The sequence below is a fragment of the Chloracidobacterium sp. genome, assembly GCA_016715795.1.
In the GTDB taxonomy this organism is placed as follows: domain Bacteria; phylum Acidobacteriota; class Blastocatellia; order Pyrinomonadales; family Pyrinomonadaceae; genus OLB17.
This window is the reverse complement of sequence record JADJXP010000002.1, coordinates 1,154,563-1,170,004: the sequence shown is the minus strand read 5'-3', so window position 1 is coordinate 1,170,004 and position 15,442 is coordinate 1,154,563. Positions and strand designations below refer to the sequence as shown.

The window sequence follows — 15,442 nt, the reverse complement described above, 5'->3', positions numbered from 1 at the left end:
GACTTTTGTTTAGTGTATTTCGTGTGTTCGTGGGCAATTCTTGTCCTATCGATGTGATCTAGGTCATTTTACACATTTAGTGCCCCGAGCGACACTGGCGTGTATGCATAACGTTGACATTGAACTTGTCGATATGACGCTGGATGTAATGAAATTTGCCATCCAGCGCATCACGAACGCCGATCCGCCGCTTGGAATGCCGAGGACTGAGGAGGAACTCAAGGCGGACTGCGGAGATACCATCACGCCGACGGGCATCACGGGCGAGAGGGCATTCAAGCTGTTCCGCGAGGTTCTGCTGCCCGCAAGCATTTCAATCGATCATCCGCGGCATTTGGCTTTTGTCGCCGCGGCACCGAGCCGGGCCGCCGTGATGTTCGACCTTGTGACCTCGGCGGCAAGCGTGCACGGCGCGTTCTGGCTTGAGGGCGCGGGCTGTATCTTTGCCGAGAACGAAGCGATCAGGTGGCTGGTTTCGCTGACGGGATTGCCCGATGGAGCCTTTGGGGTATTTACAAGCGGCGGCACCGAGGCAAATCTCTCCGCAATTGTAGCGGCCCGCGAGGCATGGCGAGAGCGACAGATCGAGGGCGGGCAAGAGAAGGGACTGATCTTGACATCGTCGGGTGCCCATTCGTCCGTGAGTGCGATGGCACGTGTCGTCGATGCCGAGTTGCGCACGATCCCAACGGAGAACCGTTTTGAGGGCGTAATGCTGAGGGATGAACTCGATGGCTTGAGCAAAGAAGACCGTGACCGACTGTTCGCCGTCATCGCCACCGCGGGAACGACGAATGCCGGGATCATCGATGACCTCGAGGGCATAGGAACGATGTGCCGTCAAGAAGGGATCTGGTTCCATGTGGACGCCGCCTACGGCGGCGGAGCTCTAGCATCGCCCAAGCTGCGGCCGTTATTCAAAGGGATCGAGCTCGCTGACAGCGTGACTATCGATCCCCACAAGTGGCTGTTTTCACCGTACGACTGCGGCGCGATCATCTACCGTGACCCTGAGATCGCCCGACGCGCGCATGCCCAGAGCGGATCATACCTGGACATCTTCTACGATAAGGCCTATCAGGGCTTTAACCCGGCGGATTATCAGATCCAACTAACGAGGCGTGTGCGGGGCCTGCCGTTGTGGTTCTCTCTCGCTATGCATGGAACGGACCGCTACGCGAAGGCCGTCGAGGATGGCGTCGAACGGGCACAAACCGCTGCCCGACTAGTGGATGAGGCCGATCATCTCGAACTCGTTCGCGAACCCAGTCTCTCCTGCGTGCTGTTTCGACGCACAGGCTGGAAACATGAGGACTATGTCGCATGGACGCTCAAGAACCACCGCGACGGACTGGCGCTGGTCGCCCCGACGAAATGGTCTGTTCGAGGCGTTGAAGAGTCGGTCGCGCGGTTCTGCTTTATCAATCCCGACACTACCGAAGACGACATCCTACGGATACTCGCGACGACCAAATAGACCTCAGCGACACGGTCATGCCGACTCCGGTGTGGCCCTTCGGCGCGAAAAAGCTCGCAAGACCCCAAGGGTTTACGTAATTTTCCGCGCATGATCGCAGGTATGTAGCCGGAAGGGCCTTTGGATCACGCAGGAATAGAATTTGCGTCGATCATAGGCGAAGCACTTCAGACAGGAGGATCGGAAATGAAAATATTGATAGCCACTGACGGTTCGGATTATAGCAAAGCAGCGATCGAAGCAGCATGTGAAGACCTGGTTCGGCCTGAGAGTTCGGAAATCTTGGTCGTTTCCGCATTTGAGGACGCACCCCCGATCACGGCCGAGCCATTCGCCATCTCGGCCGAATACTATCAGAAGATCGAGCAGGCCGTCATGGATCAATGCAAGACCTTTGTCGAGGAGGCAAGGGAGATCATCGAGAACCATTTCGGATCCGTCAAGGTTTCACTTGCAACAGAGATCCTCCGAGGATCACCTGACCATCAGATCGTCGAGAAGGCCAAGGAATGGGGAGCCGATGTCATCGTTGTCGGTTCGCACGGCCGTGGCTTTTGGGGACGTTTGCTAGGCTCAGTGTCGGACGGCGTTGTCCACCATGCACCGTGTTCAGTTTTCGTTGTCAGGAAGTAGCAGTCGGCCCTTCGCGAAGATGCGGCCAAAGCATTCGATCAATGCCCTGGCCGAGTAGGGCTTGAGCAGGCACTCATCAACGCCGAGTGATGTGAGTTCAGCCGTCTGCGTGTCAGTGATCAAGCCGCTCATGACAACGATCCTAAGGCCGGGCCTCAATTGTCGAAGCTCTGTTATCAGGGCAAGACCGTCCATGCGCGCCATTGCGAGGTCGGTCAGAACGGCTGCGATCTGTGTGGCATTCTCTTTGTAGATGCGGAGCGCGTCGGATCCGGTTCCTGCCTGCAGCGTACGGTAACCAAATTTGGCGAGAGTAGCCTCGGCGACCGAGCGGATGTTTGCTTCGTCGTCAACGACGAGGATCATCTCCCCGTTACCTCGGGGAAGGACATCTGCCGCAGTGCTCTCATCAGAGTCGCTCGAATCCTCAGCGGATGGGAGGTAGATCGAAAAGCGAGTGCCAAGGCCAGGATCGCTCTGGACACCGATGAAACCGCCATGGCTGGTGACGATCGTCATAGCCGTCGCGAGTCCGAGGCCGGTTCCCTTTCCGATGTCCTTAGTTGTAAAGAACGGGTCAAATATCCGCTTCAGTATCTCGGGTGGCATACCGGTCCCTGTGTCGCTTATCGTGACGAGTACGTAGTTCCCCGGTTCGGCATCGAAGCCGGGTGGCGCATTACCTTCGTTGATCGTTGTATTCTTGGCGTGGATAACGATCGTTCCGCCCTCCGGCATCGCGTCGCGGGCATTGATCGACATATTCAGAAAGACCTGATGGATCTGTGTCGGATCAGCCGATATTGTCCAGAGTTCGGGGTCGACCGAGTATTCCAGGGAGATCGATTTTGGGAGCGTCTCGGTGAGGACGGCGACAAAGTCCTTTAGAATGTGTTTCAGGCGGACCGATACATGTTCACCGACCATGCCCCGTGCGAAGGTAAGCACCTGCCTGATAAGGTCTGCACCGCGTTCTGAGTTCTCTCGGATGATGCCAAGCCAGCGTTCAGTCTCACGATCAGGCCCGCTCAGCTGGAGCATGTCAACCGCCATCATGATCGGCGAGAGGATGTTGTTCAGATCATGAGCGATACCGCCGGCAAGGGTGCCGATCGATTCCAGGCGCTGGGCACGAAGCAGATGCTGCTCTGTACTCTTCCTCTCCGAGATGTCCGTGTTGGTGATCAGGTAGTAATCAGGAGTTCCGTCATCAGCGCAAACAAGCGCCCAGCGGCTTTCGACGACGATCTTGTCACCGTCACGAGTGTAATTGATCGCCTCGGTCTGCCATTCGTCGTGATCGGAGAGATAAACGCTTGCTTCGATAATGAACGCTGGATCGCCGCCGCATAACAGGTCTGCCGCGAGACGGCCAAATGCCTCTTCTGCCGACCAGCCATAGATTCTCTCGGCGCTCTTATTCCAGTAAAGCACTTGGAAGTTGAGGTCGCAGACGAAGATGGCGTCGCGGGCTTTATCGAGTAATGAGGCCTGCTGCCTGATTCGATCCTCGGCCAGCTTCCGGTCCGTGATCTCATAGCGGATCGCGACATACTGGATCGGACACCCTCTTTCATCCAGAAGCGGGATTATCGTCGTATCAACCCAGTAGAGTGTCCCGTCTTTCGCTCGATTTCGGATCTCTCCCCGCCAGACGTCACCGGCGCTGATCGTCGCCCACAGGTTGCGAATGAATGATTTCGGATGGTATCCGGAGTTGATGATCCTGTGGTCACGGCCGAGTAGCTCCTCACGGCGATACTTTGAAACCTCACAGAACCTATCGTTGACGTAAGTGATCCGCCCGGTGCGGTCCGTGATGGCAACGATGGCAGATTCATCGAGGGCCCGCTTAAGGTCAGTGAGTTCCTTGAGAGCACCTTGATCTTGGGACTCTTCAAGGGAGCTTGGCTGAGACGCCACTCTCATTCGACCTCCATATGCGACGAGTCGATACCCGCCTTCTTGAGCTTGTAACGGAGTTGGTCACGCGAAATATCGAGCAGCTTGGCGGCACGCGTCAGATTGCCGCTGGTGCGTTCTACAGCTTGACGACAGAGTTCTATCTCGACCTGACCGAGAGCGACACCGTTCTTGGGCAGATGAATGGCTCCATGGCGACAGGAAGGGGCCGAATTCTCGTCGTCAAGCATGTCGACAGGCAGGTGCCTGAGCGAAACATGATCGCCATCTTCGAGTATTGATGCGCGCTCGATCACATTACGCAATTCGCGAACGTTGCCGCTCCAGCGGTAACGACGAAAGGTGTCTTCTACCTCGGGCAAAAGCCCTTTTAGCGGTTTTCCGCGGCGTTTAAGGTTAACGGCACGGATATAATGCTCCGCAAGCTCCAACACGTCATCTTCCCTGTCTCGGAGCGGAGGTATATCTACCTGGATCACGGACAGGCGAAAATACAGGTCGAGCCTAAAGAGTCCTTTCTCACTTTCTGCCTTGAGGTTGCGGTTCGAAGCGGCGATGATGCGGGCGTCGAAGCCAATGTCCTTGAGGCCGCCCACCCGCCGAAACGAACTCTCCTCAAGCACTCGTAAGAGCTTTGCCTGTAGCGACAGTTCCATCTCGCCGATCTCGTCCAGAAATATTGTTCCACCTTCGGCCTGCTCAAGAAGCCCTTCTTTTCGTTGCTTGGCATCGGTAAAAGCGCCTTTCTCATAGCCGAACAACTCCGATTCGATAAGCGTCGCGGGCAGCGCGGCACAGTTGATCGCCATGTACGGAGCATCCGCGCGATCCGAAGAAAAATGGATCGCGCGCGCGAAAAGATCCTTGCCGGTGCCGGTCTCTCCGTTCAGGAGGATCGATGTGACATCGGAAACGGCAACGCGTCGGGCGAGTTCCTTGGCGGCACAAAGACTTTCGGAACTGCCGATAATCTCATCGAAACTGAAGCCCCGAGACCGCTCTGACCTTGCATGCATGACCTCTCGACGAAGTTCACGCGTCTCGAGCGCGTTTCGCAGGGTAATGCGCAGCTCCTCAGCCCGAACGGGCTTGCCGATGAAGTCATGTGCACCGCCACGCAGGGCCGCGATCGAGTTTGAGACGTCAACATTCCCGGTGATCATGATGACGATGGTATTAGGTCCAGAGGTCTTTATCCTCTTTAGCAGATCAAGGCCGGAACCGTCAGGAAGATCGATATCAAGCAGGATAACACTAGGTTCGTCTCTGGAAATGGCCTCTTCGGCCGTCTTGATCGAGTCCGCCTGGATCGGTTCGTATTCCCACGTTCGCAGGGCTTCCGAGAGCGCCATCCGGACGTACCGGTCGTCGTCCACAATGAGTATTCTGGCGGTTGGTTTGGTCATTCTAACGCCGACGGATCAAGCTTAACCGAAGTGTAGCAATTTTGGTTGCGGCACCGCAAAAAACCTGTGACTCAACGGGCGTATGTGGGCCGATGCGTGTGATTTCTATCACAGGTTCCTGCGAGGGGAGTGCGCTATCATTCAATCGCAACTCCAGTGAAACTTCGGCGATCGACTATAGCTTTAGTTATCCGACTGTTCATTGTCGGCACGATCGTGGTTTTCGCTGCGGGAATCCTAATGGATGCTTCCGTGACTTTGGTCGTCGGGGCGCAGAGGACGGGCCAGCGTTCGGTTGGAGCGGCATCGAGACAATACGACGCCTTTTCGCACACAACCGATGGCCATCGAAAAGAGTGTGCGTCGTGCCATTCCTTTCCTTCGAGCAATTGGAAGACCATTCGGTCGGGTGACGGAGCGTTCCCCGACGTGACCGACTTTCCAAAGCACGAATCCTGCTTGAATTGCCATCGGCAGCAATTCTTCAGCGGGCGTCCGCCCCAGATCTGCTCGATCTGTCACCAGATGACGTCGCCCGAGGGAGGTATAAGATACCCGTTTCGGAATCCGAGGGAACTTTACGATAAAGGGCCTAAGGCGTCGCCGCGCGAATCTGCCTTCGCGGTATTCTTTCCGCACGACAAACATGTAGGGATCGTGAGCGAGAGCGGAAAGCCAGCGTTAAATGGTGTATTTCTGAGTGCCCGCCTTGGGCCGGACGAGACATCGTGCGCCGTCTGCCATAGTACGATAGGGATCTCAAGCGATGCAGATGATGGGTTTATCTCTGCACCTCCGAAGAAGTGGGGTGCGCGGTATTGGCCGAAGGCCGGTACTCTTAAGTCCTCACCTACGGGCCACCAGCAGTGTTTTACATGTCACACACCTGAGTCTGGCATGTCACCTGTACCGGCGGATTGTGCGGTGTGTCACAAGCCGAGAGGGCCGATGCCACGTTCAGATATTGATCCGCAATTGCCTGCAGATATTGCCGGATTCGATCGTGAAATGCGGCTAATTTCGGGCAGGCGGATCGCCTCGGGAAAATTTAGGCATGGGTTTGCAATGCACGCCGACCTACCCTGTTCGACGTGCCACGCGGTCGAGTCGATAAAGACGTTAGAGGCGGAAGCCGGCCGTGTGACGATCGCTGCCTGCGTGATGTGTCACGTGACCGGGACCGCGGCAGACGGTGGAGGATTGAATACCGAGAATGCAAGGCGTAAGGGGGACCGTAAGTTCGATTGCTCAATGTGTCACATCTCATTTGGCCGTCTGCCTGTGCCCGAATCTCACAAGTTGGCGGTTACCGGAAACTAAGATCTGATGCGTTCACGAATCACGAATAACCGGCGCCGGGGCAAACTACTGATCGCGGCGCTTGCTTTGCCGGCCTTTCTCGCGGGATCTCTGTCCTCCTGCACGAGTTCAGTCACCGAGAAGAAGGAATCCGAGAGTCCGTTCAAGCCTCTGCCTGAAAACATGGTATCGACGGACGAGATGGAAGACGTCGATTTCTCGAGGTTCCGCCATGACAATGAAAGGCACAGAGACATTCCATGTCTTCTGTGTCATCAGCAGAGGGACGAGGCGTTCCGTCCGCGGTTCGCGTCGCATACGCCGTGTGCGGGCTGCCATACGCCGCAATTCGAAAACAAAGATCACCCGATCTGCTCGACCTGCCATACGGGGCCCGACACGCCGGAGCTTAAGGCGTTCCCATCGATCAGCAGCTTTCGGACGAAGTTCGACCACACGTCTCACATTCGATTGGCGTCCTGCTCGACCTGTCACTCGACCCAAGGCGACGGTATGACGGTGCCGTCCGGTGGCGATGCGCATGCGTCGTGCATGTCCTGTCACACGGCCGACAAGGTCGTCGGCGACCGAAATATCGGCTCGTGCTCGACTTGCCACGAGATGGGCCGGGCGGATCGCATAGTGGATACGACCGCGCGGATCGGCTTTAACTTTAACCACGCAAATCATGCCCGGATCTCGTGCGACAACTGTCACAAGCCTTTGGGCGGAAATAGGATGTCCGAGATCGCGGTCTCGGAACACAAGAACCTGGCGAATAGCTGCGCGACTTGTCATAACTCGAAACGAGCGTTCGGGCCGGCACGAATGGCCGACTGCAAGCGGTGCCACACTGAACTTCCGTCATCCGGGCGGTTTGGCGTGCAGTTCAGCCACGCCCTTCATGCCAAAAACGACTGTGCCTCCTGTCACAAGCCCGGCAGCGCCAATTTTGCTGTGCCGAACGGGCAGAACGCCCACACGACGTGTTTTCAGTGTCACGCACCGGGCAAGGAGGCTGCGGCCAAGAGCACTTGCTTCTCATGTCACAAGATCGGCGGCGGCATCGATATAAAGCCGTCGCGTGCGGTCATTCCGGGCAATTTTGCACATTCAAAGCACGATTTTCTCGGCTGCGACTCGTGCCATGCCCCTTCCGGCGTCGGGATGACGGCACCAACGGTCAGGATGCATAAGGCACCTGGTGCGGGAACGAACTGCGCGACGTGCCACGACAACCAAGGTGCATTCGGTGAGGAATTTGCCAACTGCAGGAGGTGTCACACCGGCGGGCAGTTTGGCCGGTAGATAAAGGGAGGCGTTATGAACAACAGCCTGAAGCTCGGATCCGCGGTCGCGTTTCTCGTCATTTTGGCAGTCTTGTCTCTCACTCACGGTGGGCTTTCGACGGCCCAGAACGGGCCGACCGCTACGCCACCGACGCAATTTTCCCATACGGTAAAACTTGAGTGCTCCGGCTGCCACGGACCGGGGACGACGCTGCCCAAACTCGGCGAGGGCGAGCAGTTTCACAAGGATGCTCACCGGCAATACTTGTCGAGCATTCATGCCAAGCTGCAGGAAAACGGTAAGCCCGCCGCGGTTTGCACCGATTGTCACACGGTAGGCGGCGACATGACGACGGACTTTCCGCCGAGCGATCCGCGGTCCACGGTCTACGCGACAAAACAGGAGCAGACCTGCGGCAAATGCCATGAGAACGCGTACAACTCATTCCACGACAGCATTCACGGACGTCTTCTTGCCGAGGGCGACACGCGGGCGGCGTCGTGTTCCGACTGTCACGGACGGCACACGATCCAGTCAACAAAGGCCGACAATTTCCGGCTCGACAGAAACCGTCTCTCAAAGGTTTGCAACACCTGTCACTCGGGCATCGTGCCGCAATGGGAGACGAGCGCGCACGGCAAGGCGTTCAAGGAGGGTAATACCAAAGCTCCCATGTGCATCGATTGTCACGAGGCCGTCTCTCACAAGCCAGCGCCGGCGACGACACGCGATTTCGCGATGCAGATGGTGAACCGATGCAGCGAATGCCATGAGAGTCAGAAGCCGACGTATCGCGATACTTTCCACGGCCAGGCGACCGCCCTTGATTACAGACTTGCCGCCACCTGCGCGGATTGTCATACGCCGCACCACAACTTGCCGGCATCCGACCCGACGTCGTCAGTAAACCGGGCAAATGTGGTCCAGACGTGTGCAACCTGTCATCAGAATGCCACGGCGAACTTCGCGTCGTTCAACCCTCACCCCGAGCCAAACGATCCGGCGAAGGGCTTTTGGACGTATGCGATCAATACGTTCATGAAGTGGCTGTTGACGCTGGTGTTCGGCTTTTTTGGCCTCCACACGGCCCTTTGGCTTCAGCGTTCGATCGTTGCGATGATACGCGGCGAGACGCATAAACGCATTCGTGAAGAAGAGGACCAATGGGTCGAGCGGTTCTCTCGACGCCACCGCATAACGCACCTGCTGATCATCCTCAGCTTTCTCGCTCTGGCCGCAACGGGGCTGCCGCTGATGTACTCGTTCACCGACTGGGGCAAGTGGCTAGTTGAGGTCCATGGCGGGCTCGACGTTACGCGTTTTATTCACCGGTTCGCCGCTGTGATCACATTCGTTTACGCTGGCTACCACTTGTTCTTCGTGCTCAAAAAGGCATTCGTTGAACGCGACTGGTCAGCGTTCAAGGGCCCGACAACCATGATCCCAAGGTGGCAAGACGTTATCGATGCGTTGCAGATGTTTCGCTGGTTCCTATACCTCGGACCAAAGCCCAAACTCGACCGGTTCACGTATTGGGAAAAATTTGACTACTTTGCGGTGTTCTGGGGCGTGCCCGTGATCGGACTCTCGGGCCTCATGCTGTGGTTTCCCGGTTTCTTCTCATGGTTTCTGCCGGGTGAGGCGTTGAACATCGCCATGATCGTACACAGCGAAGAGGCACTGCTGGCAACGGCATTCATTTTCGCCTTTCACTTCTTCCACAATCATCTTCGGCCCGAGAATTTCCCGATGGACATTGTCATGTTCACCGGCCGCGTTCGGCTGTCGTGGTTCAAAGAGGAGAGGCCGGTCGAATATGAGCGGCATCTGGCCGCGGGGACGCTCGATACGATCATCGTACCGCCCCCTTCGAAGTCATTTAGGGCCGTTGCCCGCATTTTCGGATTCGCTGCTTATTTTATCGGGCTGTTCCTTGTTATCGCGATCTTTGTGACTTTATTCACGGTCAAGCACTGACTCGTGCGGGATTTTTCGCGCCGGGTAGATGCTGAGAGGCGGCGCCACACGAAAACCTGACCGTTTACCGCCGGTTATTCGAAGTTGGGATGGCATATCGATTGCTTATAGATAAACTGAAGGCGTGGACCCAAGACGCCGCAAGAAACAACTTTGATTCAGGAGAATCTCATGAAAAGCAATCGTATAAAGTTGATAGCGATCTTGATCTTTGCTGCATTGGTAGGACTGTTGATGTTCTTCAGGTCAACACCGGTGCGCGGTGCCGCGATGCCCGACACCGCGGCCGACCTTTACAAAGCCAAATGCGCGATGTGTCATACTCCGGTCGCGACAAAGTTCTTCGACCCGGCGAAAGCAGACGAGGAGCTTGTGAAGGCCATCTTGACTGGGAAGAAGGCCGAGAAGCCGCCAAATATGCCGTCTTACGGTGACAAGGGCGTTGACGAAAACATGGCCAAAGCTCTGGCCGCGTATATGAAGGACCTGCGACAGCCAAAGTAGTCCGCCGTTTATCGGCACACGGCTGATCGGCAGGGCTGCCAGTTGGTGATCCACCTGGCGGCCTTGCTGCATTTGCAAAAGGAGCGATCTATGAGCGACGAAGCAAAACCTCACGGATATTCATCAGGGCTATTGCGCAACTACATCAGTTTCATCGGTCTCGCAGTCGCAGCGGCGGCTTTCACCAGCTTTCTACTGCTGTTTTTGATCGAAACTGTAGGCGGGACAGAAAACCCTTATGCGGATCTGATCACCTTCATTTTTGTTCCTTCGGTGCTGGTCTTAGGCTTGGCGGTAGCAGGCGTCGGTGCCCTAGTCGAACGCCGACGGCGCCGTACACGTTCACCCGGCGAGGTGCGTCCATATCCTGTGCTTGATCTGAACGACCCACGCCGCCGTCGGCGACTTGTCGTAGTTGTTTGTTTCGGGTTCTTGTTTCTTTTTATGAGTGCATTCGGCAGTTATCGGGCGTTTGAATACACCGAATCGGTAACATTCTGCGGACAAGCATGTCATAGCGTAATGAACCCCGAATACGTCGCTTATCAGGCATCGCCTCACGCGCGCGTTCGATGTGTGGAATGCCACGTTGGCAGCGGTGCGGATGCCTACGTCAAGGCTAAGTTCTCGGGTGCAAGGCAGCTCTTGGGAGTGGTCACCGGACACTATAATCGCCCTATCCAGACGCCCGTTCACAACATGCGATCCGCGACGGAGACCTGTCAAAAGTGCCACTGGTCGGAAAAATACCACGGCGATGTGCTAAAGGTCTTTAGCCACTATGCTTACGACGAGGGTAATTCCCTCAACCGGACGAGTATGTATCTCAAGGTCGGCGGTGGCGATCCAGATTCCGGTGCCGTCGGCGGCATTCATTGGCATATGAATATCTCAAACGAGGTTACCTTCGTTGCCGCCGATGAGAAGCGGCAGATCATTCCGTGGGTGCAGATGAAGGATGCGACGGGCCGCATTGTGGAGTACAAAGCAAAGGATTCGGCAATGTCAGCCGGTGAGATCGCAAGTGCTCCGAAACGGACGATGGATTGCATCGATTGTCATAACCGGCCGGCCCACATTTACCTGTCGCCGAGCGAGGCTATTGATCGATCCCTGGAAGCAGGACGCCTCGATCAGCAGCTTCCCTACATAAAGGCACGGGCCGTTGAGGTCCTCGCGACACCTTACGAAACGAATGAGCAGGCGGTAGAAAACATTTCCCATCGGCTCGATGAGTATTATCGTAATACTTATCCTGACATCTATTCCGAACGTTTGGCGTCGATACGCTCAGCGGTGGCTGAAGTGCAGCAGATCTATCGGACGTATTTCTTCCCCGAGATGAAGACCGACTGGCGCGCCCATCCGAATAACATCGGGCATTACAATGCCCAGGGATGTTTTCGCTGCCATGACGGGCAGCACTTCTCAAATGACGGACAAGTGATCCGAAATGAGTGTTCGGTCTGTCATACGACGGTCGCCCAGACCTTCAATGGTAGGATCGTGAACCCAGCGGACGGCCTATTCCGGCACCCTGTGAATCTCGGTGACAAAAATACATGGCAGTGTGCATCATGCCACCGAGGTGACCGGCCCTTTAGTCACCCAATGAATCTTGGTGATATCTCCCAATTCCAGTGTGCCGAATGCCACAAGGAACCTCTTCAGATGGGAAACAAGTGAATGAAAGCCGGCGGCCCGAGAGCCGCCGGCCGGCGAGGACGATCGTCTTCTGCTATCGGTCTAAGGCACGAGAGCCGAAATAGACCTTGACCGAAGTATAAGGGAGGTGAGCCCGATAGTTCTGCACAGGTGTTTGAACGTCCTTAAAGTTGTAGTACTGATAACCGATATTCCAGTCTATCCTGTCGTTAAGGCGAATGGCAGCCCTAATCTCAGGCGTATCAAATCGCATCGGATATGAGGTAATGACCTGCTCGATCACCGAGGATGCTCTTGATCCCTGGCCGAGGTCGCGGTTTACACGATAGGCACCGAAAAAGGAAAGCCTGGAAGAGACCTTGGCGGTCATTTCCGCAAACCCATAATGATCGCGAACGAAGAACTGGCTAAAGCCCTGTCGGAGCACGTTGCTGACAGGGACGATAATGGGCGTATAACTTGTTAGATATCTATAGTTATATCCGCCACTAAAGCCAAACCTGCTGTTCGGCGTCCAGTCGAGCGTTCCCGAGACGTTCCTATGTCTGATCCGAGTGACAAAGTCGACGGTTGGTGCCACGATATTGAACGTCGGGTTCGTGTTGTCCTTGGTCATCGCGGATACGTTGATCGTAAAGTCATTTAGTGTCCAGCGGCTCCTGGCCCGAAAGTTCGTATAGTGGTAGTTCTCAACACGCGTGAATACGTTGTCCGCGCTTCCCTTCTCAGCGTCGGCAAAGATCACCCAGTTCTTGGTAGGCTTGATCTTCACACCGCCTATGCCCGCGTGCGTCGTGTTGTGCTCCTCAAAGTTGATCAGAAGCGGATTTGTTGGCGATGGAGCTGAGGTTAATACATTGTCAACGCCGGCTCCCTCTACATTGCGTTTCGTATACCGATATCCAACGTGAAACCCGAGGCGGTTGGAAAACTGATAATCAAACTCTGCCGTATTGGTCAGCCGCCGATAATGCTTCAACCGGTATCCGGTAGAACGCGTGACCACTGTCGCAAGTGGATTTCCCGCAGCATTTCGACGGTAGAACGCCTCCTCAAAGTTCTCATCGCCGCTAATCGAGAACCGGTCGAATGTTGTGGTATTTGAGACCCGGGCTGCATCGGTGATCATGAACGTAAACCCGACGTCCGAGCGAAACTGGATCCGTTTCGTTTTGGCGAATATGGCGAAGCGGTCAAGATCGACGAAATTATTGCTCTGGTCACGACCGGTTATTCTCTCGATCATTTCCATTTCTGAGCGGCTGACCGAGTAGATGGCGCGCGCCGTAACATCGAATCTCTTGGAGAATGTTCGATGGAGGCGGGCATTCGTATAGGATACCCTGCCGTTCGTTGGAAAAACGCGACTGAATGTGGCGAGGGCTGAAGTATTCGCAGGGTTATTCCCCGGTGTCGGAGCAATAATACTGAACTTCGATAGATCGCCGAAATCCCTAAGGCCTTGCGTGACGCCCCAGTTGAATCCCGCTAATGTCCCCTCTGCACCGAACCGATAGTCGTTACTTCTGATCTTCGCATACGTATCGACCGGAAATTCGTCCCCGTATGCACGGGTCGTATAGACCCCGGGGCCGCGACTCAATCCGTAGGATGTACCAAAGAGAAGCCGAAACGTCTCACTTTGCGGAAAAAGTGTGATATCCAGGTCGGCCATCGTGCGGCGCGTATTCTGTGTATGCTCATTCAGTACATGATTCGCCAAATTATTAAAGTACTGGATCCGCCGAACCGTAAGATCGGCTTTGTAAACGCCAAATTTGTCGAGCTTGATCCGTGTAAGCCCAGTGGGGTCAGCCCCCCAGCCGCTGACGGACACAAGCATTGAGTCGAACGGCTTCCCTTTCGAGTTCTCGGTCTCCAGGAGCAAGTTACTGTCGAAGACCCGAAAACCGGATTTATAGTTCAGATCGCTGCGGAACTTATTCTCGCTGCCATTTAGGTCTTTTCCCCTAAAACCAAATTCGCTCGACGATGTGACCTTATATCCGGCGAAGCTCGCGTCCGACCCATTGGGAGACGGGCTCGGTGATTGTGCCGGTATGTTCACGGATGCGGTGGCCAAAATGGACGCCGCTATCATCGTGAGGCGTAGGAGACTAGCGTTGAAGATCCTGCAAACATGTGCTTTTTTCATCTCAGTTAACCTCCATTACCTAAAGAACGCCTTGTGGGCGTTTGAGCCGTGTATTGCCGCATGACAGACCGTACAGTCCTTCCATCGCACGTTGGCCTGATCATGAAATGACGGCGTGCCCGGCACCACTTGGGCAGTGATCGTACTGTGACACTCCATGCACAGTTGGCGGGCCGAACTCCGGTTGAGCAGCTTTGGATTGCTCGTCCCATGCGGCGTGTGGCAAGCCATGCATCCCTCGGTTTTTAACGGTGCATGTTCGAAAACGAACGGCCCTTGCCTGTTGGAATGACAGCCAATGCAGGATATGTCAGCCCCGACGGCGAGCTTTGTCTGTTTCGCTTCAAAGCCACCATGAGCGTTGTGACAGCTGCTGCAGTTCATCGCGCCCTCCAACACCTTATGATGGAAGGGTTTTGTGAATTGAGCTTTTGTCTCAGTGTGACAGCCGATGCAGAGTTGCGGCTCGTTCTGTCGCAGCATAGCGGTATTGGCGACGCCGGGATTCTGGTTTGTCGCCTGCCCAACTAACGTCAGTGAGCCGGGACGCGAGTCAGGCATGGGCGACCCGTGCGCACTATGGCAATCGGTGCACCCCACATCGGCCCGCCAATGTTCGCCACGTCGATAATTGCTGTGGGCCTCCTTGCCGGCATGGCAGGCAAGACAGGTCTCGGATATTTGTTTAGAACTCTTGTTCCTGAATGAGATAATGCCCTTTGGATTGGTTGAGTCCTCAACGTGCAGGCGGCCCGGCCCGTGACACGATTCGCAACCCTGGGCCTTATTCTTCCAACTCGCGATCTGCCCGAGCTTGGCATGCTTCGTGCCCGTAAAACCCTTGGATTGATCTTCGTGGCACGCTTGGCAGGCCTCGCTTCCGACATAATCGTCCGGATTGACACCTGCGGGAAGCGGAAACTGCTCGGCGGACCAGTTGGCCGCATCGCTCCTTTCAAGTCCGTGCATCACCCAGCCCATGAAAAGGAGTGAGAACAGCACTAGCAGGGCAAGCTTGATACTCTTGTTTGAAGCTATCATATCGCCTCCTAGATCTAATGTGTCTATCGAACTACGTGCCAGTCTAGCCTAAGCGTTTGTGTTTTGTCTGTG

At 55.6% G+C, this 15,442-nt stretch carries 11 protein-coding genes; 7 read left to right on the top strand and 4 right to left on the bottom strand.

The window, feature by feature from the left end; genetic code table 11:
• Window positions 1-103: 103 nt before the first annotated feature.
• Complete coding sequence (locus IPM59_10330; GenBank protein ID MBK9215977.1) at window positions 104-1,477, top strand: aminotransferase class V-fold PLP-dependent enzyme; 1,374 nt, start codon at window positions 104-106, stop codon at window positions 1,475-1,477.
• 186 nt (window positions 1,478-1,663) lie between these two features.
• On the top strand, window positions 1,664-2,110 hold the full coding sequence (locus IPM59_10325; protein ID MBK9215976.1) for a universal stress protein: 447 nt from the start codon (window positions 1,664-1,666) through the stop codon (window positions 2,108-2,110).
• Here IPM59_10325 and IPM59_10320 read toward each other — a convergent pair.
• Both IPM59_10320 and IPM59_10315 read right to left on the bottom strand, forming a co-directional pair.
• A complete protein-coding gene (locus IPM59_10320; protein MBK9215975.1) occupies window positions 2,087-4,039 on the bottom strand; it encodes a PAS domain S-box protein in 1,953 nt (650 codons plus the stop codon). The two genes, IPM59_10325 and IPM59_10320, sit on opposite strands and share 24 nt — an antisense overlap.
• Window positions 4,036-5,439 (bottom strand): sigma-54-dependent Fis family transcriptional regulator, encoded by a 1,404-nt coding sequence (locus tag IPM59_10315; protein ID MBK9215974.1) that lies wholly within the window; start codon window positions 5,437-5,439, stop codon window positions 4,036-4,038. Before IPM59_10315 ends, IPM59_10320 begins: the two co-directional genes overlap by 4 nt.
• A 156-nt stretch (window positions 5,440-5,595) precedes the next feature.
• On the opposite strand from IPM59_10315, the gene IPM59_10310 reads away from it, so the two are divergent.
• The 5 genes from IPM59_10310 (at window position 5,596) to IPM59_10290 (ending at window position 12,195) form a co-directional block, all read left to right on the top strand.
• The gene (locus IPM59_10310; GenBank protein ID MBK9215973.1) at window positions 5,596-6,759 is read left to right on the top strand and encodes a hypothetical protein; all 1,164 of its coding nucleotides are present in this window, start codon (window positions 5,596-5,598) and stop codon (window positions 6,757-6,759) included.
• A gap of 6 nt (window positions 6,760-6,765) precedes the next feature.
• Window positions 6,766-8,046, top strand: coding sequence for a hypothetical protein (locus tag IPM59_10305; protein MBK9215972.1), 1,281 nt, complete (start codon window positions 6,766-6,768; stop codon window positions 8,044-8,046).
• A gap of 15 nt (window positions 8,047-8,061) precedes the next feature.
• A complete protein-coding gene (locus IPM59_10300; GenBank protein MBK9215971.1) occupies window positions 8,062-10,005 on the top strand; it encodes a cytochrome b/b6 domain-containing protein in 1,944 nt (647 codons plus the stop codon).
• Window positions 10,006-10,176: 171 nt separating this feature from the next.
• Window positions 10,177-10,509, top strand: a complete 333-nt coding sequence (locus tag IPM59_10295; protein ID MBK9215970.1) for a cytochrome c — start codon at window positions 10,177-10,179, stop codon at window positions 10,507-10,509.
• Window positions 10,510-10,599: 90 nt separating this feature from the next.
• Window positions 10,600-12,195 (top strand): NapC/NirT family cytochrome c, encoded by a 1,596-nt coding sequence (locus tag IPM59_10290; GenBank protein ID MBK9215969.1) that lies wholly within the window; start codon window positions 10,600-10,602, stop codon window positions 12,193-12,195.
• Window positions 12,196-12,247: 52 nt separating this feature from the next.
• On the opposite strand, the gene IPM59_10285 is transcribed toward IPM59_10290, so the two are convergent.
• Window positions 12,248-14,329, bottom strand: coding sequence for a hypothetical protein (locus IPM59_10285; GenBank protein ID MBK9215968.1), 2,082 nt, complete (start codon window positions 14,327-14,329; stop codon window positions 12,248-12,250).
• Window positions 14,330-14,344: 15 nt separating this feature from the next.
• Window positions 14,345-15,370 (bottom strand): cytochrome C, encoded by a 1,026-nt coding sequence (locus IPM59_10280; GenBank protein MBK9215967.1) that lies wholly within the window; start codon window positions 15,368-15,370, stop codon window positions 14,345-14,347.
• Window positions 15,371-15,442 lie beyond the last annotated feature (72 nt).